This is a genomic window from Alteromonas sp. M12 (genome assembly GCF_037478005.1).
Classification (GTDB): Bacteria; Pseudomonadota; Gammaproteobacteria; order Enterobacterales; family Alteromonadaceae; genus Aliiglaciecola; species Aliiglaciecola lipolytica_A.
On the sequence record NZ_CP144164.1, the window covers coordinates 1,724,005 to 1,749,644 of the forward strand.

The 25,640-nt window shown below is 41.4% G+C and carries 21 protein-coding genes; 10 read left to right on the plus strand and 11 right to left on the minus strand.

Translation table 11 applies throughout. The features are described from left to right. Nucleotides 1-5: 5 nt before the first annotated feature. Entirely contained in the window at nucleotides 6-1,292 is a 1,287-nt protein-coding gene (locus VUI23_RS07455; RefSeq protein ID WP_342807561.1) for a cytosine permease, read from the minus strand. 72 nt (nucleotides 1,293-1,364) lie between these two features. Then, nucleotides 1,365-3,542 carry a TonB-dependent receptor gene (locus tag VUI23_RS07460; RefSeq protein ID WP_342807563.1) on the minus strand — a complete coding sequence of 726 codons (2,178 nt, stop codon included), beginning with the start codon at nucleotides 3,540-3,542 and terminating at the stop codon, nucleotides 1,365-1,367. Between the two features lie 172 nt (nucleotides 3,543-3,714). On the opposite strand from VUI23_RS07460, the gene VUI23_RS07465 reads away from it, so the two are divergent. Next, nucleotides 3,715-4,215, plus strand: a complete 501-nt coding sequence (locus tag VUI23_RS07465) for an Lrp/AsnC family transcriptional regulator (RefSeq protein ID WP_216050400.1) — start codon at nucleotides 3,715-3,717, stop codon at nucleotides 4,213-4,215. Between the two features lie 263 nt (nucleotides 4,216-4,478). Here VUI23_RS07465 and fghA read toward each other — a convergent pair whose 3' ends face one another. Both fghA and VUI23_RS07475 read right to left on the minus strand, forming a co-directional pair. After that, on the minus strand, nucleotides 4,479-5,318 hold the full coding sequence (gene fghA / locus VUI23_RS07470) for an S-formylglutathione hydrolase (RefSeq protein ID WP_342807565.1): 840 nt from the start codon (nucleotides 5,316-5,318) through the stop codon (nucleotides 4,479-4,481). Nucleotides 5,319-5,375: 57 nt separating this feature from the next. Further along, nucleotides 5,376-6,506 (minus strand): S-(hydroxymethyl)glutathione dehydrogenase/class III alcohol dehydrogenase, encoded by a 1,131-nt coding sequence (locus VUI23_RS07475; protein WP_342807567.1) that lies wholly within the window; start codon nucleotides 6,504-6,506, stop codon nucleotides 5,376-5,378. Between the two features lie 119 nt (nucleotides 6,507-6,625). Between VUI23_RS07475 and VUI23_RS07480 the strand changes: the two genes are divergently transcribed. The 4 genes from VUI23_RS07480 to miaE all read left to right on the plus strand — a co-directional run bounded on the left by VUI23_RS07480 (nucleotide 6,626) and on the right by miaE (nucleotide 9,290). Next, nucleotides 6,626-7,492, plus strand: a complete 867-nt coding sequence (locus VUI23_RS07480) for a LysR substrate-binding domain-containing protein (RefSeq protein ID WP_342807569.1) — start codon at nucleotides 6,626-6,628, stop codon at nucleotides 7,490-7,492. Between the two features lie 484 nt (nucleotides 7,493-7,976). Beyond that, entirely contained in the window at nucleotides 7,977-8,222 is a 246-nt protein-coding gene (locus VUI23_RS07485) for a type II toxin-antitoxin system ParD family antitoxin (protein WP_342807571.1), read from the plus strand. Next, nucleotides 8,215-8,505 carry a type II toxin-antitoxin system RelE/ParE family toxin gene (locus VUI23_RS07490; protein WP_342807573.1) on the plus strand — a complete coding sequence of 97 codons (291 nt, stop codon included), beginning with the start codon at nucleotides 8,215-8,217 and terminating at the stop codon, nucleotides 8,503-8,505. Before VUI23_RS07485 ends, VUI23_RS07490 begins: the two co-directional genes overlap by 8 nt. A gap of 26 nt (nucleotides 8,506-8,531) precedes the next feature. Then, complete coding sequence (gene miaE, locus VUI23_RS07495) at nucleotides 8,532-9,290, plus strand: tRNA isopentenyl-2-thiomethyl-A-37 hydroxylase MiaE (protein WP_342807575.1); 759 nt, start codon at nucleotides 8,532-8,534, stop codon at nucleotides 9,288-9,290. 240 nt (nucleotides 9,291-9,530) lie between these two features. Here miaE and VUI23_RS07500 read toward each other — a convergent pair whose 3' ends face one another. After that, entirely contained in the window at nucleotides 9,531-10,439 is a 909-nt protein-coding gene (locus VUI23_RS07500) for a hydrogen peroxide-inducible genes activator (protein ID WP_216050409.1), read from the minus strand. Nucleotides 10,440-10,674: 235 nt separating this feature from the next. On the opposite strand from VUI23_RS07500, the gene ahpC reads away from it, so the two are divergent. The 3 genes from ahpC (at nucleotide 10,675) to VUI23_RS07515 (ending at nucleotide 14,675) form a co-directional block, all read left to right on the plus strand. Continuing rightward, a complete protein-coding gene (gene ahpC, locus VUI23_RS07505; RefSeq protein WP_216050410.1) occupies nucleotides 10,675-11,238 on the plus strand; it encodes an alkyl hydroperoxide reductase subunit C in 564 nt (187 codons plus the stop codon). A 97-nt stretch (nucleotides 11,239-11,335) separates the two neighbouring features. Next, nucleotides 11,336-12,886 carry an alkyl hydroperoxide reductase subunit F gene (gene ahpF / locus VUI23_RS07510; protein ID WP_342807577.1) on the plus strand — a complete coding sequence of 517 codons (1,551 nt, stop codon included), beginning with the start codon at nucleotides 11,336-11,338 and terminating at the stop codon, nucleotides 12,884-12,886. A 253-nt stretch (nucleotides 12,887-13,139) separates the two neighbouring features. Continuing rightward, on the plus strand, nucleotides 13,140-14,675 hold the full coding sequence (locus tag VUI23_RS07515; protein WP_303500131.1) for a PAS domain-containing methyl-accepting chemotaxis protein: 1,536 nt from the start codon (nucleotides 13,140-13,142) through the stop codon (nucleotides 14,673-14,675). Between the two features lie 57 nt (nucleotides 14,676-14,732). On the opposite strand, the gene VUI23_RS07520 is transcribed toward VUI23_RS07515, so the two are convergent. From VUI23_RS07520 to VUI23_RS07530, 3 genes are all read right to left on the minus strand, one after another. Next, a complete protein-coding gene (locus tag VUI23_RS07520; RefSeq protein WP_342807579.1) occupies nucleotides 14,733-16,817 on the minus strand; it encodes a M13 family metallopeptidase in 2,085 nt (694 codons plus the stop codon). 735 nt (nucleotides 16,818-17,552) lie between these two features. After that, the gene (gene lpxH, locus VUI23_RS07525; protein ID WP_342807581.1) at nucleotides 17,553-18,293 is read right to left on the minus strand and encodes a UDP-2,3-diacylglucosamine diphosphatase; all 741 of its coding nucleotides are present in this window, start codon (nucleotides 18,291-18,293) and stop codon (nucleotides 17,553-17,555) included. A gap of 45 nt (nucleotides 18,294-18,338) precedes the next feature. Beyond that, nucleotides 18,339-18,833, minus strand: coding sequence for a peptidylprolyl isomerase (locus VUI23_RS07530; protein ID WP_216047039.1), 495 nt, complete (start codon nucleotides 18,831-18,833; stop codon nucleotides 18,339-18,341). A gap of 201 nt (nucleotides 18,834-19,034) precedes the next feature. On the opposite strand from VUI23_RS07530, the gene cysS reads away from it, so the two are divergent. Continuing rightward, nucleotides 19,035-20,411 carry a cysteine--tRNA ligase gene (cysS, locus tag VUI23_RS07535; RefSeq protein WP_342807583.1) on the plus strand — a complete coding sequence of 459 codons (1,377 nt, stop codon included), beginning with the start codon at nucleotides 19,035-19,037 and terminating at the stop codon, nucleotides 20,409-20,411. A gap of 716 nt (nucleotides 20,412-21,127) precedes the next feature. On the opposite strand, the gene VUI23_RS07540 is transcribed toward cysS, so the two are convergent. From VUI23_RS07540 to gloB, 3 genes are read right to left on the minus strand one after another with little or no spacing between them, the layout of a single operon-like run. Continuing rightward, entirely contained in the window at nucleotides 21,128-22,183 is a 1,056-nt protein-coding gene (locus tag VUI23_RS07540; protein ID WP_342807584.1) for an ion transporter, read from the minus strand. A gap of 34 nt (nucleotides 22,184-22,217) precedes the next feature. Then, on the minus strand, nucleotides 22,218-23,903 hold the full coding sequence (locus VUI23_RS07545) for a LysM peptidoglycan-binding domain-containing protein (RefSeq protein WP_216047046.1): 1,686 nt from the start codon (nucleotides 23,901-23,903) through the stop codon (nucleotides 22,218-22,220). 43 nt (nucleotides 23,904-23,946) lie between these two features. Next, nucleotides 23,947-24,741, minus strand: a complete 795-nt coding sequence (gene gloB, locus VUI23_RS07550; protein WP_342807585.1) for a hydroxyacylglutathione hydrolase — start codon at nucleotides 24,739-24,741, stop codon at nucleotides 23,947-23,949. A 76-nt stretch (nucleotides 24,742-24,817) separates the two neighbouring features. Between gloB and VUI23_RS07555 the strand changes: the two genes are divergently transcribed. Next, the gene (locus VUI23_RS07555; protein ID WP_216047035.1) at nucleotides 24,818-25,588 is read left to right on the plus strand and encodes a methyltransferase domain-containing protein; all 771 of its coding nucleotides are present in this window, start codon (nucleotides 24,818-24,820) and stop codon (nucleotides 25,586-25,588) included. The last annotated feature ends 52 nt before the right edge of the window (nucleotides 25,589-25,640 follow it).

Below are 25,640 nucleotides of genomic sequence, written 5' to 3' on the forward strand. Positions count from 1 at the left end.
TGCCTCTAGCTTTGTGTTCGATGATTGGAACGACGTTCATTCCAAGATAATGTGGTGTATACAATGCCAGCAAGAAAAATAGCATCAATGGCTGCTATTCCCGAAGGTGAGGGAATTACATTTTCGGTACTTAATACAGCAAAAACGGCGCTAATCAACCAAGCAATAAATCCTTTGGGCGCTATCGTTCGATTGTTGTTAAGAGAGTCAATGTTGTATGCATGGGGGCGAATGACCAAGTAATCCATAATGATGATCCCAGCTACAGGCACAAAAATAATCGATAGGTAAAAGATAAAGGTAATAAAGTTGTCGAGCAGGTTTAACAAAGCAACAAAAACGCCAACTAAGCCTAAGCCAATAGTCACCCAAGTTGCGTTTAACCTAGGGAAGGTCGCGGTTGTGCTAAGCACAGCACTGTACAAATTCAAAGAATTGAGCACCCAACTTCCTGCAATGACGATAATGGATGCGCCAATGCCTAAGCCCAAATCAATCATAATATCCAATATGTTTGCATGTCCCGAAGATGCGCCGGCTAGTCCCGCTGCACCCATTACCGCCATTTGCACAACAACATAGGCGATAAACGCGATATAAATCGCATTAGACCAGTGTTTAACAAAACGGGTGATATCCGGTAAAATAATAGCGCCAATGATGATTGCGCCTACTACCGCTGAAATACCATCACCGAGTGACAAGGTAGCTGCTTTTTCGGTTGCTAAAATTTGTTCAAATGATTTTTCACTCAGCGCGGAATACGCCAGTAGGAAGGTCACACCGGCCAACACAGGAACCATTATTGTAGCTAGCCAATTAATCGCTCTAAACCCAATTACCGTAGTCAACGTCATACAAAAACTGGCCATAATAGCGAGGGTTAAAGGTGCGATATTGAGCGCAAAGACATCTAAGGCAAGGCGCGACACAGCATCGCCAAACAAATTAATATTCACCCCAAACCAACCCAGTAGTGATATGGCAAAAGCGATATTAACTATGCTTGCGCCTTTGTCTCCAAACGCGATACGCACCAGTAAATAAGAACTCATACGAGTTTTAGCGCCAATGACCCCCATTACGCCACCAATGGCGAAGATAATCAGTGAGCCTATAAACAATGCAAGCAGTGTTTGTATTGGTTCAAGGGCCTGATAGACCTCTAGACCTGTAATAAAAGTAGGTAATGAGAACGCGACCATTGCACCAACGGCAGCAACACGAGGCCAGGGGACAAGTTGGCTATCCGTAATCCTTACCGCGGAAAATTCATTTAATTCCGGCTTCATAGTGAAAACTCATAGTTGTGTAGACTATCTAACAAAGAGCCCTTAAATAAGGGCTCATGAAAATTGAATCATTTAGAAGTTATAGTCGAGTTGAACACCAAAACTAGAGCCTATGTTGGGGAAACGCCCCATGGACACAACACTATTGTCTAACAAGACTAAATCTTCTATTTGACGCTCATCGGTTAGGTTATCTGCATAAGCCATTACCGACCACACATCGGCTTCGAAGGTCGCTCTTAAATTGATAAAGGTTTGTTTGGATGATTCAATATCGGGGATATCAAAAGTAAATATTCTCGGACCGTTATGGTTCAATTCGGCGCGTAAAAATAAATCTATGTCTGACGACATTTCATATTGATACTCAGTGACCAAGTTGAGGTTGTAATCAGCTACGTGTGGCAGTGAAGAGCCTACTAATTCAGGGCGTTCAACAAACGTTTTTATGTCAGAGTCAATAATTCCGCCATTGGCCATAAAGGTTAAATTTTCGCTGGCCTGAACTGATAACTCAAACTCAATACCTTGAGTGGTCACATCGTCAACAGAGATGTTTTCTAAGGTAAAGGTCTCACCATTGAATCGGGTAATTTGCGCATCTTGTTGATCAATGCGAAACAATGCAAAGTTAAAGGTACCGTTGCCGTCTAGTACACTCGTTTTAAAGCCGACTTCAAAACTATCAGATATTTCTTTATCGAATGTACGGCTAATATCAGGATGGGGTTCGTTAAAACCGCCACTACGAAAGCCCCGTGAGTAACCACCATAAAGAAGGGTATCAGGGGTCATTTGGTAGGCTGCAGAGAATTTTGGTTGCAGCTCAGAAAAGGTTTTTTTCTCGAAGGTATCTTCAACGTAGCGAGGATCAAAGGATTCTCTGTCGTCGGTGTCATAACGCATTGCCGCTGTTAATTCCAACTTATCAGTTAAATCGTAATTTAACTGGGTAGATAAAGCCCAAGCGCTACTGGTGTTATCATCTAAAATACTAAAAACGATTAGACTCTCGTCAAAATCTGCGCGGGTTTGTGGTTGATTGCCGGCTAAATCGTCATAGCTATTAAATTCGCTGTTGCGGGTGCGCTCTTGGGAAAACGCGGCTACAGCCCAACGCAGTCGGGTGTCACCATTAGATTTTAGACGTGCTTCAAAGGTAGTGGATTCTACTTTCAATATATTTTCTTGGGCGCCGGCAAAGTAAAAGCCGTCAAAATCACTTTCTTTATTGGAATAGTCGCCATCAGAAAATCCGTTTTGATCCGATTCACTATAACCGGCAACTAATTCAAGGGTTGAAGCTTCAAATTCATGTGAAAAGCGCGCGCTAAACTCGGCTAAATCACGGGTATCTAAGCCGGGCACATTGTGTTCAACCTGTATTGAGAAATCTTCCACAGTGTTGGCATCAACTGCTTGATAGTAACCAATACCGGATTCTGTGTTCGTCAAACGAGCATTTAAATCTAAAGTTGAGTCGTCGGAAACATCGATACTCAATTTACCAAAAACCGAATTCTCTTCATGAAAATCCACTTTTTGGTTCAAGAAAGTATTGTCTAGTTGTCCATCATAATCTCGTCTATAAGCGCCGACTCTAAAGTAAACTTGATCTTCGACTACGGCTCCTGAGGCAACACCAGAAACGCGGAAATCGTTACCGCTGGCGATAGATGTAGTGACTTTCGCCTCAAAATCGTTGGTTGGTCTGCGAGTAGTAATGTTTACTGCACCGCCAATCGCACCTCGTCCATAGAGCGCACCTTGGGCGCCGCGCAGTACTTCGATTCGTTCAATATCAAACAATTGTTGATTCATGAACTCTAAATCTGAGGCTGTAATACCATCAACGACAAAAGCTAACGGGGCATCACCGACCTGAGGAGTAATCAATCCTCGAATTTGAATGCGAGCCAAACCCGGACGAAAGTTGTCTAGCTGGCTAAGGTTTGGAGTGAGATCGGCAACATCACGAAAGTTTTTTATGCCAGCCCGTTCAATTTGTTCAGCATTAAATGAGGTAATCGACTCAGGGATATTTTGGATGTTTTCAACACGCCCACGGGCGGTAACAACCATTTTTTCGATATCGGTTTCAAGCATTTCTTGTTCTTGCGCTGTAACAACAGAGGAAGACATTGAAAGCATCAAGGAGCTTGGCAACATTATAGCGGCTGCAATTTTACTTAGACGTTGATTATTGACGGGGGTACTTTTTACAAACTCAGTAGTTGTGCGCTTAGACATGGTGTTGGTTCCCATTATGCTTCGGTTGGCAATTTTCTTATTTATTTGAATTCATAGTATATTACTTAACGATGAAAATTTTCTGTTGAAGACACAGCACACAAGCGGATAATCTTTAGCATAAGGCCGTTTTCACAAAACAATCGTTTTTTTAACTTAATATGGGCTACCAATGAGCAGTAAGAAAAGCATCAAGCTAGATCAGATCAATAGAAAAATAATAACGATTGTTCACACGCAGGCGGATATTTCTAATCAAGAGCTCAGTGAGCGTGTGGGGTTGTCGAACAGCGCCTGTTTTCAGCGCACCAAAGCACTTAAGGAAGCAGGATACTTTAATGGCTTTTATACTGATTTGGATTTAAATCGCATTGCTAAAAACGTATTGGCTTATATTGAATTCACCTTAGAATCTAATAATCCTAAGGCCAGACAAAGGTTTGAAGAGGCCATTAACGAGATACCCGAATTTATGGATTGCCTACGAATAACCGGGGACATCGATTACATCTGTTTTACTTGCTGCTCTGATACTCAAAAATTGAATGAGATATGCGATACGGTGAATGGCAACCCCAAATTGGGCATACAAAAACTCAAAACAAGTATTATTTTAGAGCGCGCAAAGTGGTATTTAGGTTATCCATTGCAGAAGTTAGAGTGGTTGGAATAACCCCCAATCCACTTTAGGTGTGAAAAGATTTTTGCTCTTAACCAACCCGTAAAACTATATTCTATATGACAATTTGATAGTTCAGTAGGAGAGGGGGGATAGATTTCCCCTCACGTTTTCGTCGCTATCCAAAGAGTTAATTGTCTTCGATAACACAATACAGCAGGCTTGTTATCAACAATTATAATAAGCGCTAAGTCGTTTTTAAGGCACAACTTACTGCTAACAATCGATAGCAGTGTGGGCTAATCACACAACAAAGACTATGTATTTAAATAGGTTGCATGAAAGCGCAGGTGCTCTTCAATGAAACTTGAGATAAAGTAATAGCTATGGTCATAACCATCATGAAGTCTCAAATCCAGCGGATAATCATTAACCTTCGCGGATGCTTCTAACATTTCGGGCTTTAATTGCTCATTTAAAAAATCATCAGCGCGGCCTTGATCAACTTTTGCTGGTACCTTATAAACAGCTTGTCGCATCAACTCACTGGCATCATGATTTTTCCATGTGTTTTTATCTTTACCCAAATAAGCAGTAAAGGCTTTTTGCCCCCAAGGTGCAGCGATAGGGTTACAAATAGGGCTAAATGCCGACATTGAGCTATAACGTGTTGGGTTTAACATGGCTATGCTAAGTGCACCATGGCCACCCATAGAATGACCACTAATTGCACGCTTATCTGATACAGGAAAGGTCGCTTCAATCAGGTTCGGTAATTCTTTAACCACGTAATCGTACATCTGATAATGACGGTTCCATGGGGCTTGTGTCGCATTGATGTAAAAGCCTGCACCTTGTCCTAAATCGTAACCTTCATCATCTGCCACATCTTCACCGCGAGGGCTAGTGTCTGGTGCCACAATAGCGATACCTAATTCGGCGGCGATGCGTTGAGCGCCAGCTTTTTGCATGAAATTTTCATCGCTACAGGTTAAGCCCGATAGCCAATATAATACCGGCACTTTTAGTCCACTTGATACTTGTGGCGGTAAGTAGATAGCAAATCGCATAGTGCAATTTAATGCCTGCGATTGGTGACTATATTGTTTGTGCCAACCACCAAAGCTTTTATTGGCACTTATATTTTCTATTGTCATTGGAATACCTATATGAACGGCCCAAAATCAATGTGATTTTGGGCAATAGAATGGAGTTTACTGATCGAAAAGAATGACGGTTCGAATACTCTTGCCTTGATGCATCAAGTCAAATGCGTCATTAATGTTTTCCAGAGGCATAGTGTGGGTAATAAAGTCACTCAATTTAAACTCACCCGCTAGATAACGTTCAACGTAGTCGGGTAATTCAGAGCGACCTTTAACTCCACCAAACGCAGAACCACGCCAAACACGTCCAGTCACAAGTTGGAATGGGCGAGTGGATATCTCTTGTCCTGCACCGGCCACACCAATGACTACCGATTCACCCCAACCTTTGTGGCAACACTCTAAAGCAGAGCGCATTAGGTTTACGTTACCAACGCACTCAAATGAGTAATCCACACCACCATCGGTTAGTTCTACAATGACATCTTGAATAGGTTTATCGTAGTTCTTTGGATTAATACAATCTGTTGCGCCCAGTTTTTTCGCTAGTTCAAACTTACTTTCGTTAATATCAATGGCAATAATGCGACCCGCTTTTGCCATAGTCGCGCCAATAACTGCAGACAATCCAATACCTCCTAAACCAAAGATGGCAACAGTAGCCCCTTCTTCAACTTTAGCGGTGTTCATGACCGCCCCGATACCCGTTGTCACCCCACAACCGAGTAAACAAACTTCGTCCAGTGCTGCGCTTTTGTTGACTTTTGCCAAGGATATTTCAGGTAATACCGTGTATTCAGAAAATGTTGAGCAGCCCATGTAATGGAAAATTGGATTGCCATCTTTGTAAAAGCGAGTGGTGCCATCGGGCATCAAACCTTTACCTTGGGTTTCACGAATCTTTTGGCATAGATTTGTTTTTCCGGACAGACAGAATTTACATTCACCACACTCTGGTGTGTAAAGGGGGATAACATGGTCTCCCACTTCTACACTAGTTACCCCTTCACCGATTTGTTCTACAATACCGCCACCTTCGTGACCTAAAATCGCTGGGAAAATACCTTCTGGATCATCGCCTGATAAGGTAAATGCATCGGTATGGCAGACCCCAGAAGCAATAACCCTGATGAGTACTTCACCTTTGCGTGGCAGCATGACATCTACCTCTTCGATGGATAGTGGCTGATTTGGCCCCCAAGCAACGGCGGTTTTGGACTTAATAAATTTATCTGACATAGTTATTCTCACTTTGTGGTTGTTCACCCTGTATGTAGGTTATGAGGTTATTATAGTTATTCCTAATAAGATGATAATATGCTGTTTTGTGAATTCACTTTTACGAGGTGGTAATAATTATGCAGTGGGAAGGGATTAGCGAGTTCGTCTACGTTGCGGAAAGCGAGAGCTTTACCCAAGCGTCAAAAAAAATGGCTATTTCTACTGCCCAAGTAAGCCGACAAATAAGCGCATTAGAAAAGCGACTGAATATAAAATTGTTTTATCGTACGACACGCAAAGTGTCCTTAACGGAAGAAGGGCGAGTTTTTTATCAACATTGCCGCAGCGTGCTTGATGGGTTAGAGGCCGCCGAACGCGCCATAACAAACTTGCAATCGAAACCTCAAGGTAAGGTAAAGCTAACTGCCCCGGTTACTTATGGTGAACAACAAATATTACCGCTGGTGAATAGTTTCATGGAGCAATACAGTGGCATTGAGGTAAATGCATTTCTAACCAATCAAAACTTGGATTTGGTTGAAGGTGGATATGATTTAGCTATTCGTATTGGTAAATTAAGTGATTCATCGATGATGGCGAAAAGACTAGGAACGCGGACCAACTATGTTTGCGCTTCATCATCCTACCTTGATAAAAACGGCATACCGCATTCCTTGTCAGAATTGAGTAAACACAATTGTCTTTTAGGAACCTTGGATTATTGGCGTTTTAAACAATCAGACAAAGAAAAGAACATTCGAGTGACTGGTAAAATCCGCTACAACAGCGGCTTCGGACTTGTTGATGCGGCATTAAAAGGCTTGGGCATAGTACAATTACCCGATTATTATGTGCAAGAACACCTGCAAAGTGGAGAATTGATCACCTTATTGGACCATTATCGAGAGCCAGATGAGGGAATTTGGGCTATTTATCCTCAAAACCGCCATTTATCGCCAAAAGTGAGGCTATTAGTGGATTATTTGGCAGAGCAATTACAGTAAAAATGCTGCTCTGAGTGATATATACCAATTTACTTGTCGTGGTTTTATTCGTTTTCTAGCGTTGTTGATCCCCATCATAAATTTTTAGATATGACACTCCCCCAACGCTGGAAAAATGAAGCCATCAAGGCTGAAATCCTGTCAATATAATTAGTAGAGCATAGGAATTGTGAGCTGAAAGATTAAGTGTGCAACCATTTATAAAATACTGAATATTCCACATTCAATGGTTTATTGAGCCGTACACTTATTATAAAGCTAAACGAGAATTGAAGCTTTCTAATGATAATACTCTACCAATGTTATGGTTCCTATTCATACTATTTTATACAGCTGCAAAAATAATGATCCGTTTAAACCTCGAGCCAAAAAAACAACAACGCCAATAAACTACTACCATTTTTAACAATCCTGTTGGTATAAAGAGCAGAAAATAACTATAATTTCATCAATAGTATGAATATTTCATATTTCCGGAGGGGGCATGTCAACAATACGCAAAACTATTACCGTTACAGAGCAACAGGATGAGTGGATTAAAAACCAAATCCAGTCTGGACGTTTTACAAATGATAGCGAATACATCCGGACATTACTGCGTCAAGACCAAGAGCTTAATAGCTACAATGATGCGATACGAAAAGCGCTTATAGAAGGGGAGCAAAGCGGAGAAGCCAAGCCTCTCAACGCTAACGAGTTTAAAGCGAAAATGGCCGCCAAGTATGCCTGAGTTTTGGCTTTCTCCAAAAGCAGAGCAAGATTTGGAATCAATTTGGGTTTACTCTTTTGAGCATTGGGGTCTCGTTAAAGCCGATCAATATATTGATAGTTTATTCTCAGCTTTTAATGAGCTTGCGAACTCTTCTAAACTGGCAATTTCATGTGACCATATTAGGGTGGGGTATCGATTTTGTAGGGAAGGAAAACACGTTATTTATTTTAAAATAACCGATTATGGCATTACGATTACCCGAATTCTGCATGAGCGCATGCTGCCTAGTATTCATCTTTAATTTTTAACCAACACTGGAACGCTTTCTTGAATATATCTGAACTACTTTCTCCAATTAATTCTTTCCTTAGATGTGAAACCCCTAAATCATGGATAGACGAGGCCATCAAGGCCGAGAATCTGCCAATTTTATTAGTGGATCATGCAAATTGTGAGCTTAAAGCCGCGCAAACTGCAATGCTGTTGTTGCGTCGTTATGCAGTGGATAAAGAAAGTGGAGACGCGTTGTTGGCTTGGTTAAAGCCATTCGAAGACTTTGTTTATCGCAAAGTGGGAGATGGAAACTTTAAAGACCATGTTAACTTGTCAAAAAAATTGATCAGCAAATCCAACTTTGCCCACGGTGATGAGCTGATAAATAAAATGGTTATGTTGATCAAAGAAGAACTGCACCATTTTCAGCAGGTGTGGGACATTATGCAAAGCCGTGGTATTGAATATAGTAATTTAACGGCTTCTCGGTATGCCCGTGGCATGATGAAAGGTGTCCGTACCCATGAACCTGCCAAGCTAACAGATACCCTAATTTGTGGCGCATTCATTGAGGCTAGAAGTTGTGAACGTTTTGCTAAGTTAGCGCCATTTTTAGACGCAGAACTAGAGACCTTTTATATCTCTTTATTGCGCTCCGAAGCTCGGCACTTTCAGGATTACCTGAGCTTAGCGGATAAAATTTCACTACAAGGCATTGAACAAAGAGTGGAGTGGTTTAAACAAAAAGAAGCGGAATTAATTTTATCTGATGATAGTGAATTCCGCTTCCATAGTGGCGTGCTTGTGGCGTAATGAATAGTCGTTTAATTTATTGACTGCGCAGAGTTCGATTTCGCGCCGCAAATTTGATCACCGTAGTAATTATTTGAATAATTACAATTTTTAGTGCTGTTGATGGCCGCTTTTGTAGTAAAGATTGATTTAACGTTATTTATTAAAGTTTTCATATTTATCACCTTGTTTGGACTAGGTCGTTATCTTGACCTATTCATTGGATTCTTTAAATTTGATTAAATTAATAAACTAATTCTATTATTTTGAATCACACTTCTGTGTAAGCTGCTGTTGAAAAATGTCCTTTAAAATACTTAACTCAGAAGTTCTCACATAGTTTGGTCTGATGATTAGCGCTATGGTGCGATGGGGCCCTGGCTCGTTTAAGTGGATCGCGCGCAGTTCTGATTGGTTGTGAATAAGCTGGTCTAATGCCATTTGCGGCACTAAGGTTGTACCTAGTTTTCCGGCGACCATTTGAACTATGGTATGCAGGCTGGCCGAGTCAAAATCCGACTGCTGCTTTTTATTCTGCAGGCTGCAGGCCACTAATGCGTGATCCTTTAAACAGTGCCCATCTTTTAACAACATTAATTTCTCTATTTCCATTTCTTCACTGGTTATTTCATTCATTTGACTCGGGCTTTCATCTTTGTGACTGACCCAGTAAAAGTCTTCTTCCCAAAATGGAAAGGTCATCAAGCCATCGACGGGATAGGGTAGAGCAAGCACAGCAGCATCGATGTCACCATTACGCACTAAATCCACAAGTACATGGGATTGCTCTTCTACGATTTGTAGCTTGAAGTCGGGATATTGCTTGCGCACCTCTGGAAGTACTTTGGGTAACATATAAGGCCCAATGGTAGGGATTACGCCCAAGGTCATGGAACGAGATAGAGGCATTTTGTTGGTTTGCGCTAATTGCATTAGCTCATCCATCTCTAGCTTAATACGTTTTGCTTTGGCAAGTATGATCTCGCCATCGGCGGTCACTAATACTTGTTTATTGTTGCGTTCAAAAACTTGCAAGCCGAGTTGCTTTTCCAATTCATTAATAGCCGTACTTAATGCCGACTGTGAAACGTTGCAGGCTTCTGCCGCTTTTTTAAAATGGCGGGTTTTATCAATTGCCAGTGCGTATTTTAATTGTTTTAAAGAAACCATAATCATTGTTCCAAAAAATTGAACATAAATTCAAATTAATTCTAATTAGCTTGATTGTATCAGTAGCAAACAGAAAACACGCTACTTTCATGGTTCTAAAAAATAGAAGATAAGTATAGATTTAATTAAATTTAACTGCACGTTGATTCGAACTATTATTCTCCCCGTCGAAAGCAAGCACGCTTTTTAAGCAAACACTATTTAAAGCAATTTATTATTTTAGAGGAATACAAACATGGCTCAGATCGGAAAAACTATCCCAGAATTTAAAGCACAAGCATTTCATAACGGCGAGTTCGTTGAAGTAACGTCTGAAAGTGTTAAAGGAAAGTGGGGCATCTTCTTGTTCTATCCTGCTGACTTTACTTTCGTATGTCCTACTGAACTTGAAGATATGGCTTCACATTACGAAGAGCTTCAAGGTCTTGGTGTAGAAGTATATGCAGTATCAACTGACACGCATTTCTCTCACAAAGCATGGCACGATTCTTCAGACGCCATTGGTAAAATCAACTTCCCAATGATTGGCGACCAAACTGGCACCATTACTCGCGGATTTGATGTCATGATCGAAGAAGATCATATGGCACATCGTGGCACATTCTTGGTTGACCCTGATGGCGTTATCCAAGTAGCGCACATTCACGCTGGCGGCATCGGCCGTAACGCAAAAGATATGGTTCGTAACGTTAAAGCAGCTCAATACGTACGTGAAAACGACGGTGAAGTATGTCCAGCCGCTTGGGAACAAGGTCAAGCAACCTTAACTCCTAGCTTGGATTTAGTGGGTAAAATCTAGATTTAAAACAATCCACGTAAATTGGCGGGTTATAGGAGGTTAATGCTTCTACCCGCCATTTTTTTCACCAGTTTATTTGCAGTAAAAAGGTAACACTATGTTAAATAACGATATTTTAAATGCTCTAAAATCGTATACCAAAAATATGACTAACAGCGTGGCACTAGTTCTACAAACTGGTGAGCACGAAAAACGTCAAGAATTAGTCCAATTTTTAACATCATTATGCTCAGTTTCAGACAATCTGACATTGATTGAGCGGGATGTTAATTTACGTAGCCCAATTACATTCTATTTAGAAGTAAACGGTAAAAACAACGGTATCTCGTTTTCAGGCATTCCCAGTGGGCATGAGTTTAACTCACTTATATTAGCCATTTTACAATCTTCTGGAACGGATCTTAAACTCGATAAAACCTTGCAAAGCATGGTACAGAAAGTGAAAGACGATTTGCACTTTGAAGTCTTTATTTCGTTAAGTTGCCACAACTGTCCGGATGTTGTGCAATCGTTAAATCAATTTGCATTATTGAATAACACTATAAGTACTGAAATGCTTGATGGCGGCTTGTTTCCAGAATTGATTGAGCAGCGCAACATTCAAGGTGTTCCTAGTGTTTATTTAAATGGCGAGTTATTTGCCAATGGTAAAATTGATACCGCACAGTTGGTCGACAAATTAATCCAACGTTACCCTTATATTGTGGGTGGCGATGATAACGAAGCCTTACCACTTCAAGATGTGACTGTTATTGGTGGCGGACCTGCTGGGGTTGCCGCAGCGATTTATTCTGCTCGAAAAGGCTTGAACGTCACTATGATTGCCGATCGAATAGGTGGTCAGGTTAAAGACACTGTGGGAATCGAAAATTTAATTTCCGTTCCCAAAACTACAGGTACAGAGCTAACCGGTAATTTATTGGCGCACCTGAACGATTACGAAGTCAATATCAAAGAATTTTTACGTGTTGATAAAATTGAGAAAGGGAAAACCAAGAAAATCCATTTATCCAGTGGTGAAATTATTGAAACTAAAACAGTGATTATTGCTACTGGTGCAAAATGGCGTGAACTGGGAGTCCCTGGCGAAAAAGAAAATGTGGGTTCCGGCGTGGCCTATTGTCCGCACTGTGATGGACCATTTTTTAAAGGCAAGGATGTGGCGGTAGTTGGAGGAGGTAACTCTGGTATCGAAGCTGCTATCGATTTAGCTGGTATGGTTGACCATGTCACTGTTTTCGAATTTTTACCTGACTTAAAAGCAGACAAAGTGTTGGTGGAAAAAGCCGAAGCTAATAGTAAAATAACGATTATCAAAAACGTCGCTACTAAACAGATATTGTCAGAAAATGGCAAAGTAGTCGGCCTTGAATATGAAGACAGAGTTAGCGGGGAAATAAAGCAACAAGCTTTAGCCGGTGTATTTGTTCAAATTGGTTTAGTGCCTAATAGCGCATTCTTAAAAGATGTGGTTGAACTTAGTAAATTTGGTGAAGTGGTGATAGATCACAAGTGTGCAACCTCTGAGCCTGGTATTTTTGCTGCTGGGGATGTGACAACCGTGCCTTATAAGCAAATTGTCATCGCAATGGGAGAGGGGTCAAAAGCCTCTTTATCAGCCTTTGATTATCTAATCAGAGAAAGCTAAACGCCTATATAAATTCAAAGGTCAAAAGACAAAGACAAGCTTCGGCTTGTCTTTTTTGTATTAAATTATCCAATTAATTGGGTTATAGATTGGAGACTTACGCCGATAACATTCAAACTCAGTCTATACTTGGAGCACTAACATATTGTTCTAAATGCAGTGAGCTATTAGCAAAAGTAATTTATAATTATAATTATCTTGTATTTCAACATCTTGTTTTGTTGAATTTAATGGAATAAATGGAGTCGAGTTAATGGGTAAACGCAATCAGAATATTGTCGACCAAGAAGTCACTTTTGGGGTAGATGAAGAGTTGGTATCTGTTACAGATCTTCGCGGCGTAGTAACCTACTCAAACGACAAGTTTTGTGAGGTAGCTGGGTTTACCAGAGACGAAATCGTTGGCAAAAATCACAATATCGTAAGACATCCTGATATGCCTAAAGCGGCATTTGCAGATTTATGGGAAAAACTAAAAGCCAAGCAACCTTGGCGTGGGGCGGTGAAAAATCGTTGCCAAGATGGTCGCTATTATTGGGTTGATGCTTATGTCACTCCGGTCTATGAAAATGGCGATTTAAAAGGTTTTCAATCGGTCCGTCGTTTTCTGCAACCTGAATATCGTAAACGTGCAGAAGCTCTTTACTCTAAATTGAATAAAGGCGAGAAGGCCGAACGTAAATGGGCGTTAAATTGGGGGATTAAACACGCTATATTTTTACTCTTAGCGGCCGCTATTTTAGGTGCAACAATGTTTATGCCTTATTTTGCTTTGTTACTGGTGGGCTTACCTTATTTGGTATTCAAAAGTGAAATCTTTAGTTTGCCAAACTATCTTAAAAAATCTCAGCAAGATTATGACAGTGTCTCTCGATTTGTTTTTTCAGGTACGGGCATTGTCAGTGTTGCTGATTTCCCCGCAAAAATGCATCAGGGGGCAATACGAACTATCATCGGACGGGTAATAGATAGTTCTGCATCTTTATACAACGTTGTCGTCGAGCTAAAATCTGCAGCTGAACGAGCGACCGAAGGTGTTGAAAAAGAAACGGCTGAAGTACATCAAGTATCCGCTGCAATCGAGCAAATGGGCGCTTCGATTAGCGAGGTGGCAAACAACATTACCTTAACTTCACAAAAAATTGAAAGTGCTAATCAAGGTTGTGAAAATGCCACTAAAGCAATGACCGAAACAATGCACAAAGTGTCGCAGTTGGCTGAAGATGTGGAAAGCTCTGCAAATGCTTCGGGCCAACTGGCTGAAGAGGCGCAGCGCATTGGCAACGTGATGAGTGAAATTCAAGGTATTGCCGATCAAACCAATTTACTCGCGCTAAATGCGGCTATTGAAGCGGCAAGAGCTGGTGAGCATGGTCGCGGTTTTGCGGTAGTTGCCGATGAAGTGCGTGCTTTATCGAGTCGAACCCATTCGGCTACCGAACAAATTCAAACTTCAATTAATGAAATTCAATCCACTTTACTTACTTGGGCTAAATCCATGAATGAAGGTAAAGATGCTGCAATCGAATGTGTTGCTGATACTAGGCAGTCGCGAGAGTTAATTGAGGGCGTTTATCAGCAAATTTCTGAGATATCAGGGCTCGCATTTCAGATTTCCACAGCTGCTGAACAGCAAAGATTGGTCTCTCAGGAAGTTAACGATAGTATTTTAAATGTGAGTAATATTTCGCAAGAAAATTTAGAGCAAGTTAATTTTGTGAAAGAAGCTTCAAACGATATCAATACTAAAGCAAAAGTGCTGGCATCGCTGGGTTTAACATTTGGATAATTTGAATTAAATAAAAACAGCAAGCGCTAATGCTTGCGCTTGCTGTTTTAATCATTATTACCAGATACGTACGCGTTCTTCAGGTGCCAAATAAAGTGCATCACCCGGTTGAACGTTAAATGCTTTGTACCAAGCGTCATGGTTACGAGGGGCAACAGTTCTGTATCGCGCCGGAGCATGGGGGTCAGATTTAAGCTGTGACATCAGACTTTGTTCAGTACGTTTTTCACGCCAGACTTGAGCCCAAGCTAAGAAGAAACGCTGATCGCCAGTAACACCATCAATTACCGGTGCTTCTTTGCCATTTAAACTTAATTTATATGCATGATAGGCCATTGCTAAACCGCCTACATCACCGATATTTTCACCCAGAGTCAGACGACCATTTACATGACTGCCTGCAATTGGCTCATAACCATCATATTGGGCAGCTAACGCATCGGTTCTAGCTTCAAATGCGGCACGATCTTCATCGGTCCACCAATTACGCTGAATACCATTTTCATCCGATTTAGAGCCCTGATCATCAAACCCATGACCCATTTCGTGGCCTATTACTGCCCCTATGCCGCCATAATTTACCGCTGGATCAGCATTGGGATCAAAAAATGGTGGTTGCAGAATTGCCGCAGGGAAAACAATTTCGTTGAACGAACTATTGTAATACGCGTTTACTTGTTGAGGTGACATGCCCCAGCGTTCACGATCTGTTTTTTCAAGTTCTTGAGCTGCGCTATCATCCCTAAAAAACTTACGAATACGTTGTACATTGCCAATTAGGTCATCAGGCTTAATTTCTAGACCATTGAAACTTTGCCATTCATCAGGGTAGCCAATTTTGGGACGAAAAGACGCTAACTTAGCGTGTGCGTTTTTCTTGGTTTCATCCCCCATCCATTGCAAACTATCGATACGTTCGCCCAAGGCGGTTCTGAGGTTTTCAACCAGTTCGGCCATTTGTGCTTTAGAACTGGCTGGAAAATGCTTTTCGACGTAAGTTTTACCAATAGCAAATCCAAGGGATTGGGTACCTGACATTTGCGCTATAGCACGTTTCCAACGAGGACGAGGTTCTTGCTGACCATTTAATGTTTTGCCATAAAACTCAAAGTTAGCACTGAAAATTTCGTCAGATAGCAACTCAGCTTGGTTGGTGATCGTATGATAAGTCATATAATCTTTCCAAACAGAGAGGGGTTCACTATTGACTAATTCAATGGCTTTTTTGATCGGTTCAGGCTGTGACATATTTAAATGCGGAACCTTGTATTCAGTTTCTGCAAAATAGGTATCCCAGTCAAAGCCAGGGTAATCGGTTGACAGTTGTTGCCGTTCAATTTGGTTGAGTGTCAAATCTCGATCGCGACGTTTTTCGCGAGGCCATTGCGCTTCAGCGATTTTGGTTTCTAAGGCTAAGATGCCTTTGGCTTTTTGTGCTGCATCTTCGACTTTTGCAAAATTCAACATCTCTTCAATGTGCGCAACGTATGCTTCACGTATTTCTATAAAACGTTCGCTATCTTCTAAATAGTATGAACGGTCAGGAAGTCCCAAGCCACCAACACCCACAGACATTTGGTATTGATCTGGATTGAGGCGATTAAACCACATTCCACCATAGATCGGGCTTGCCGAACCGTCGAGCCAAGCACGGCCAAACATGGCGGTTAGTTGGGTTTTATCTGAAATACTACTGATACTTTCTAGCACTGGAGAAATGGCTGCGATGCCTTTGGCATTTGCCGCTTCAGTGTCCATGTAAGCTTTATAGAAATTGGCAATTAATTGTTCTTCCGACGTCAATTCTTCGCTATTGCTAGTATTTGCTAATTCATCAATGATAGTTTTAATTTGCTTTTCACTGCGCTCAGCTAATTTTGTAAAGGCACCATAGCGAACTTTGTCACTAGGGATTACAAAGTTATCGTACCAAGTACCACCTGCGTAACGGAAAAAGTCGTCACCGGGTTTAACTGATTCATCTCTTGCATCCAGCTCAATACCAAAGTCGCCTAATTCAGCCTTTGTTGTTGGCGTTGTGGCTGCCACATCTTGTTTTGGGGCAGGTGTATCTGCAGACTTATTACATGCGCTTAAAATAAATACGCTCGCTATGCTGGCCGCTATAAGTGTTTTTTTCATAAATCCTCAATTTTTCGCTTTATGATGTATACATCAAAATCCAAAGCTACATGAAACGCTGTATTCAGTACTCTCATGTCTATGAAACCAGTACTGAAATTTTATAAAATAATTTAATCAATATTAACCGCGTTACTCTACCTATAATTGAATCTAAATTACATAGTTGTTAGATAAACGGTACATAATTTAAGAGTAACAAGCTCAAAACAAATAATTTTGTGCTTTAGCCATGAATAATATTGCCAGCGTTGTAGGGGATAAATACCCCAGCTACAGGAAGGGAATTTGTAGCATGGCCTTCAGGCCATAAATGGTGTTGCCAGCGTTGTAGGGGATAAATCCTCCACCTATAGGGGGGGAATTTGTAGCATGGCCTTTAGGCCATAAATGGTGTTGCCAACGTTGTAGGGGATAAATCCCCCAGCTACAGGAAGGGAATTTGTAGCATGGCCTTCAGGCCATGAATGATGCCGCCAGCGTTGTAGGGGATAAATCCCCCACCTACAGGAGGGGAGTTTATAGCATGGCCTTTAGGCCATAAATGGTGTTGCGAGTGTTGTAGGGGATAAATCCCCCACCTACAGGAGGGGAATTTGTAGCATGGCCTTCAGGCCATAAATGCCGATGCCAGCGTTGTAGGGGATAAATCCCCCACCTACAGGAGGGGAGTTTATAGCATGGCCTTTAGGCCATAAATGGTGTTGCCAGCGTTGTAGGGGATAAATCCGTCACCTACGGTGGAGTTGTTAAATCTGCGCTGATCAAATCAATGGATTTAGGAGTGATTTTTAGCATACTACCTTGATCGTACCAATCACCTAACACAATTCGAAGAGCTGGCTTACTATTGACTTCTAATTGATGAATGGCGGGACGATGGGTATGACCGTGGATCAATTGCTGGACATTATATTCCTGCATATAGTTAACCACCTCTGCGGAAGTCACATCCATTATTTCCATGCTAAGTTTTTGCTGATTTTGTTGGCTGGTTTTTCGTCCTTTTTCGGCAATTTTTCTGCGAACCCATAACGGCAAGCTTAAAATCATTCTTGGCCACCACCAACCACGGGCCTTTTTCCGAAATTTTTGGTAGGCGAGATCTAACGTACAGAGTTCGTCACCATGCATCAACAGAGTCGAAGTTCCATACAGATTGATGACATGTTGTTGGTTTAAAATTGTCATGCCTGCTCTGCGCGCAAATTTTTCTCGAATTAAGAAATCACGGTTTCCGTGTATAAAATAGATGGGTACGCCGGTTTGTGAAAACTGCTTAAATAAGCTTGCTACATGTTCGCTAAATTCATTGCGATCGTCGTCGCCAATCCAATATTCGAACAAATCGCCAAGGACATATAAAGCATCAGCCCCTAAGGCTTGGTCACTCAAAAAAGACGCCAAACACGCGGTAATGTCAGGACGCTGAGCACTTAAATGCAAGTCTGAAATAAAGTAAGTATATGGTTTCATAAGGAAAACAAAAAAGGCTGATTAAAATCAGCCTTTTTAATGTTATTAATCGGTTATCTCAGCTTTTTGAATAACGACGTCTTCAACAGGTACATCATCATGCATTCCGTGACGGGATGTTTTAACCCCTTTAATTTTGTTCACGATATCCATGCCTTCAACTACTTCACCAAATGCACAGTATCCCCAACCTTCCATTGATTCACTGCGAAAGTTTAGGAAGCTATTGTCTTTAAGGTTTATGAAGAATTGCGCAGTCGCTGAATGTGGATCATTGGTGCGAGCCATAGCAATAGTACCAGTGTTATTTGCTACACCGTTATTCGCTTCATTTTGAATAGGCTCATTTGGATCTTTTTGGTCCATTCCTGGCTCAAATCCACCGCCTTGGATCATAAATCCATCTATGACGCGATGAAATATTGTGTTGTCGTAAAATCCATCTTTTACATAGCTTAAAAAGTTCTCAACCGTCTTCGGTGCTTTATCTTCAAAAAGGTTAAGTACGATTACGCCATAGTTTGTATGTAGTTTTACCATCAAGGGTTCCTGTGGATAAAGTAGTGAATTTAAATTTGTTCAGCTAAGTAGTGTATCGCAATCATAAAAATATTTCAGCTGTTGCTGTCACTTTGGAATAATAATTTGTGTTAATTTTTGCTAACACGCTGGTTTATGTCGACATGAGTCGGTGCTAGAATCGCGCAATTATTTATAAAGATAACCAATGGAACCAATATAATGCAACAAATATACAATACCCTCACTCGACAAAAAGAGACTTTTAAGCCATTAGTGGCTGGCAAAGTGGGTTTGTATGTCTGTGGGATTACGGTTTATGACGTTTGCCATATGGGACATGCTCGTACTTATCTGAGTTTCGATCTAATGGTGCGCTACCTGCGCCACAAAGGCTACGAGGTGAATTATGTTCGAAACATTACAGATGTGGATGACAAAATTATCCAAAGAGCCAATCAAAACGGCGAAACCCCTGAGCAGTTAACTCAGCGCACCATTGCTTTGATGCATGAAGATTTTGCTGCAATTAATTTGCTAGAGCCTGATGTCGAGCCGCGTGTTACCACTCATATTCCTGAAATTATCGACGTAATTGAACGATTAATTGCTAAAGGACATGCATATCAAGCGCCTAGTGGTGATGTGTTGTTTGATGTGAGTACCTACGAGCAATATGGCAAATTGAGTCGACAAGATTTAGATCAGCTTAATGCCGGTGAGCGAGTAGAGGTGTCAGCTGATAAAACTGACCCTCTAGACTTCGTATTGTGGAAAACAGTTAAACCCGGTGAACCTTATTGGGATTCTCCTTGGGGGCAAGGTCGTCCTGGTTGGCACATTGAATGTTCGGCCATGAATAGCAAACATTTAGGCACGCACTTTGATATTCACGGTGGTGGTTCTGATTTGATCTTCCCTCACCATGAAAATGAAGTGGCACAATCTTGCTGTGCATTTGACACTCCTTATGTGAATTACTGGATGCATACAGGAATGGTACAGGTGGATTCAGAAAAAATGTCTAAATCCCTAGGCAACTTTTTCACCTTGCGAGATGTTTTAAAAGATTATGATGCTGAAACCCTGCGTTATTTCTTGATGTCTGCCCATTATCGCAGTCAGCTAAGTTATTCTGAGGACAACATCAAGCAAGCTAAATCGGCGTTGGAACGTCTATATACTGCTTTGCGTGATAGTCAGCCTAACCATGACGTGGATATGCAAAAAGGTACTTATTTACAGCGTTTTGAAGCGGCCATGGATGATGATTTCAATACACCAGAAGCCTTCGCTGTGATGTTTGACTTGGTGAAAGATATCAACAAAAGCAAGGGCCAAGAAAAATCAGATCTAGCCGGTATTTTGTTGAAATTAGGAGACATCTTAGGATTTTTACAAATGGATCCTGTGGCCTATTTGCAAGGTGGCGCCGCTCAAGGCGATGAGGTTTCGGTAATCGAAGGATTAATTAAAGCCCGTAACGATGCCAGAGCCGAAAAAGATTGGGCAGCGGCCGATACTGCTCGTGATGCGCTAACGGCGATGGGGGTGGTGTTAGAAGACAGCGCCAACGGCACCATTTGGCGAAAAATCTAATCCCTAGCATGGCCTTTTAGGCCATGAATAATGTTGCCAGCGTTGTAGGGGATAAATCCCCCACCTACAGGGGCAATTAATCTGTAGCATGGCCTTTAGGCCATGGATGATGTTGCCAGTGTTGTAGGGGATAAATCTCCCACCTACAGGGTGCAATTAATCTGTAGCATGGCCTTTAGGCTATGGATGATGTTGCCAGTGTTGTAGGGGATAAATCTCCCACCTACAGGGTGCAATTAATCTGTAGCATGGCCTTTAGGCCATGAATGACGATGCTAGCGTTGCAGGGGATAAATCCCCCACCTACAGGGTGCAATTAATCTGTAGCATGGCCTTTAGGCCATGGATGATGTTGCCAGTGTTGTAGGGGATAAATCCCCCACCTACAGGGGCAATTAATCTGTAGCATGGCCTTTAGGCCATGAATGCTGTTGCTAGCGTTGCAGGGGATAAATCCCCCACCTACAGGGTGCAATTAATCTGTAGCATGGCCCTTAGGCCATGAGCACCGAACAACAACCGCGGGGCTAAAGCCACCGCCTACACGAATCATCGAATAAAATGCATCACCGCTTTTTTGTAGCATGGCCCTTAGGTCATGGATGATGTTGCCAGCGATGTAGGGGATAAATCCCCCATCTACAGGGTGCAATTAATCTGTAGCATGGCCTTCAGGCCATGAAAAATATCAAAAAAGCGCAGGATAAACCTCCCCGCTAGATTTGCGGAGGATTTTGTGGATTGTTTTGTTCAACAACTGCAGCTGTGACAGTTGATTCTTGCTCAAATTCGGTTTTCCAGCGCTGCTGCGAAACATGACTTTTTATCAGCTCGATACATTCATTTACCACGGCTAATACCTCATCATCTAACGCTTCATCTTCACTTGAAAATCGACCAATCCCATGTTTTACAAAATCGTCGATTTTTTCTGGGGTCATGTCTTTGAGCAGATTAACGATTGATTGGGTGACAATGTCTGTCACCGCGGACTCTAAGGTGCGCTCAATGGTTGAACCTAACACTGGAACCAGTTTTAAGGTTGAAATATGCGGATTGCCTCTAACTGCTTTACCAACACTTTTGTTCACATGTTGTCTTACGGACTGGCCATGTTCGTTATGTTCAATAGACTCACCAATATGACTCAATACTGATGCTGTCCATCTGGATATCACCGGCAGTCGAGATGCGATTACATTTTGAGTAATATCTTCTACTAGGGGAGAACCTGCAGCGATATCTTTTTGCGCATCCGATAATACTTTGACAACAATGCGATCAGACAGCTCTTCTACAAAAACTTCATAATAAAATGCGATAAAGCGAAACAAAGCTGTGCGCCTAAGGTCAATAATTTCATATTTATGCAGGCGATGAAGAATTGAAAATATCCGTAAAAAACGGAATATTCGAGCAGCACCAAGTGGGATACAGCCAACCAAATCGTAAAAGTGAATAAATGGGAAAAAATACCATCTCAAGTAGGTCTTTTTTACCACTGCAACTATCCAGCGTAAGCAAAATTCACTAAGGAATACCGCGACAAAGGCTAAATCTATCAACAGGAAGTTATTGTGCACAGGGGCATAGCCAGTGACTAAGGATTCCGATACATAAGCTAATGATTGTTTGACGATTTCGGTGCTGTATAAGGAGTCAAAAATAATCCAGATAAGATTAATGAATAATAATCCTAGCATAAATAAATCGAGCAAAAGCCAAGGACCCTCATGGCTTTTGCTTAGATTTTTGCGATTAAACCCCAGCATCGATCATTCCTTTACCTTAGTTAACTTTGACTTGTTAGGTACGAGTAACGTCAACATAGACTTTTATCTTCTGTCCAGGCTGCAAATATTTACGCAGTTTATCTTGATTCCAACGTTTTAAATCGACCAGATTCACTTTAAATTTATTCGCAATTCGAGCTAATGAATCACCTTTTTTAACGGTGTAGGTTAACGTGCGCATTACCGCATCTTTACGTTGCGATTCAGACGCTTGTTTAACCCAAATAACCAAGTTTTTACCTGGCATTAAGGGATCGGTGGGAGCCATACCGTTCCATTTGGCCAAACTACGCATGTCGACCTTATATTCGCGGCTTAAATCCCAAAAGGTATCACCACTTTTTACTTTGTGATTTAAAGAGTAACTTCCGCGAGGTTTAGATTGAGTAGTTGCCAGCCGCTGCTCTTGTGAAAGGGAATATGAATCCAGAGATTTTAGTGAAACCGGCACCAAAATATAATCTCCGACCCGGATCAGGTTGCCTTGCATATCATTCACACCTTGGATCACGCCAACGGTGGTATGATATTGTTTGGCTAATTTTAATAAACTGTCACCACTTTTGATTTTATGCCTAACCCAGTTAAGACGTTCATTTTCTTCTATTTTATTTAGCGCAATCTCAAAATTGTCAACGCTTTCAACAGGCAATAATAATCTGTGAGGGCCATCAGGATCCGTTGCCCAACGATTGAAGCCAGCATTCAGGGAATGAAGTTCTTTGAGGGTTAATCCCGCAAGGTCTGCCGCTAACGCAAGATCGATTTGTGACTCCACGTCTACCACTTCAACAAAAGGTTTATTTGGAATGGCTGTCCACGCAATATTGTCATCATCTGCATCTTTTAAAATGCTGCTAAGAGCTAATAATTTAGGCACATATGCTCGGGTTTCGCGAGGTAAATCTAACGACCAGAAGTCAGTAGGTTTTCCGGCTTTTTTATTCCGTCTAATCGCACTTCTGACTCTACCTTCACCTGAATTGTATGCTGCCAACGCATGTAGCCAGTCGCCATCAAACATATTATTTAAGTAGGTCAGATAGGCAATTGCGCCCTCAGTTGATGCAACTACATCGCGTCTTCCGTCATACCACCAAGTTTGTTTCATGCCAAAACGTTTTCCAGTACCTGGAATAAACTGCCACATGCCTGCAGCACGTCCATGGGAATAGGCAAAAGGATCAAATGCGCTTTCTACTATGGGCAAAAAAGCTAACTCAAGGGGAAGTTGATTCTTTTCAATTTGCTCAACAATGTAGTGCATGAAAGGCTTGGCTCGAGTTGCGACTCGCTGCATATATTCAGGGTGCTTCAGATACCAATTTTTTTGTGCCTTTAAACGATCATTATCTGGGATCGGGAAAGTTAACTGTTGTTTAATTCTAAGCCAAAGGTTTTCAGGGCTCTGAGTTGACTCGTTGATATCAGCAATTTCATCATCAGGTAATTCTACGTAATTGTCTGGCTCAACTGTAATTTCTACTATTTCTGTAGGGTGAGTAACAGGAATAGTGCCCTGAGATGCGGAGGTGCAATCAAAAAGCTCATCAGCTAAAGCGTGTTTCTGTTCACAGCTGTTATTGATTTGTTCGGCAATCAGTTGTTCTTGATGAGTTTCGCTTTGGGCATGGGAGTCCGCCATATATGTTTGGCAACCCGTTAATACCATTAGCAACGAAAAAGAGGTGATTTTCATTGCGGTGTTGAAAAACCCTGTTTGACCCTTATCATTGGCTCCACTAAAAATTGTCTTTCCACTGCCTGATTGCAGCGAAAACGTCTGTTTCGTTGGATAACTTCTTGCCAACAAATTGTTCTGCATTATGTTTTATTTCATCCTGTTGCGCACGTAAAAACGGATTTATCGCTTTTTGTTGTTCGATATTTGAAGGCAGAGTAGGTAGCCCCTGACTTCTTTGATGTTTTGCCCAATCTGAATAGGCGTGTAGAGCTTGGTTTTCAGGTTCTACATTTAGCGCAAAATTCACATTAGCTAAAGTATATTCGTGGGTACAATAGACCTTAGTTTGTGCTGGGAGTTTCATTAATTTCTCTAAAGATTCATGCATTTGTTGTGGTGTGCCTTCGAAAAGTCTGCCGCAACCCGCTGAAAATAAGGTATCTCCACAAAACAGCATATTTTGACCATAAAACGCGATATGGTCCAAGGTGTGCCCTGGTACCTCTAAAATCGCCAATTCAAGATCCAAGGAATCGAGCACTACTGAATCGCCTTCCTTCAATCTTTTGGTCAAGCCTTGAATATTACCATAGTCTGGTCCCAACACGGGAATCTCTGGTGCGTGTTTTAAAAGGGCCAAAATGCCACCGGTATGATCATTGTGATGGTGGGTCACCAATATCCCTTTTAGGGTTAAATTTGTCGATTGAATATAATCTAAAACTGGTGATGCATCTCCAGGATCAACCACCCAGCAATTCACGCCATTGTGTACACACCAAATATAGTTATCTGTGAACGCCGGGATAGGAAATACCGATAGGATTGACTGAGTTTGTTTTGTTTGAGACATAATTACCTTGCTTGTGTCACTTCGCTAGTGTTGTACTATATGTAGTTGTTGGTAGCTGCGCAATTGTTTGGACAATATGAAGCCTGCTTTAATCTCTAAAAAACCGATTTATCCCACTTCCTGGCAAGCTTTGCCTGTTGGGGAGCCCATGAAAGAACATGTGGAAACCAGCTTAGAAGCATGTAGCAGGCGTTTTTTTGGCTATCATTTAGTTAAGGTGGGCTGTTTGAGCAGCCAAATCGATTTATCAGAATGTGCAATCAAACATATTGTTAATGTGGTGAATCGAAAATGCGTAGAGCAACATCAACCTATAAAAGGTAACCAAGTTATCGCAGATAGCCATGAGCTGCCTTTTAGCGAAAACAGCGTCGACGCTTTTTTGCTAGCCCATGAACTGGACTTTTCCAGAGATCCCCATCAAATTTTAAGAGAAATTGATCGAACATTAATTCCCAATGGCCACGTGGTGATAGTGGGCTTCAATCCATTTAGTTTGGCTGGGATTTTGCGTTATCTTCCGTTTAAATCAAATAAGATTTTACGGGAAGCTCGCTTTTTTAGCAGTATGCGAATAAATGACTGGCTGCATTTGCTTGGTTTTGAAACCATTGAGCAACATCAGTTGGTATTTTCGAGTTTGATGTTTAAGCGTAAATCACGGCTTTTTTCAGGAATAGAATCGTTCTGTCGTAAATATTTGCCAATATTTTCGAGTATTTACGTGATAGTCGCCAAAAAGCGTGTGATTCCACTTTCCTTAATTAAACCAAAATGGAAACCCTCACCAAAGTTCTCAACGGTAGGTGCTAGCGTTCGCACCTCAATGCAAAAAAATAGTCGTTAACTGCAATAGCTGAAGTACTGTTGTTAAGTCTGTTTTAGGCAAATAAAAAGGC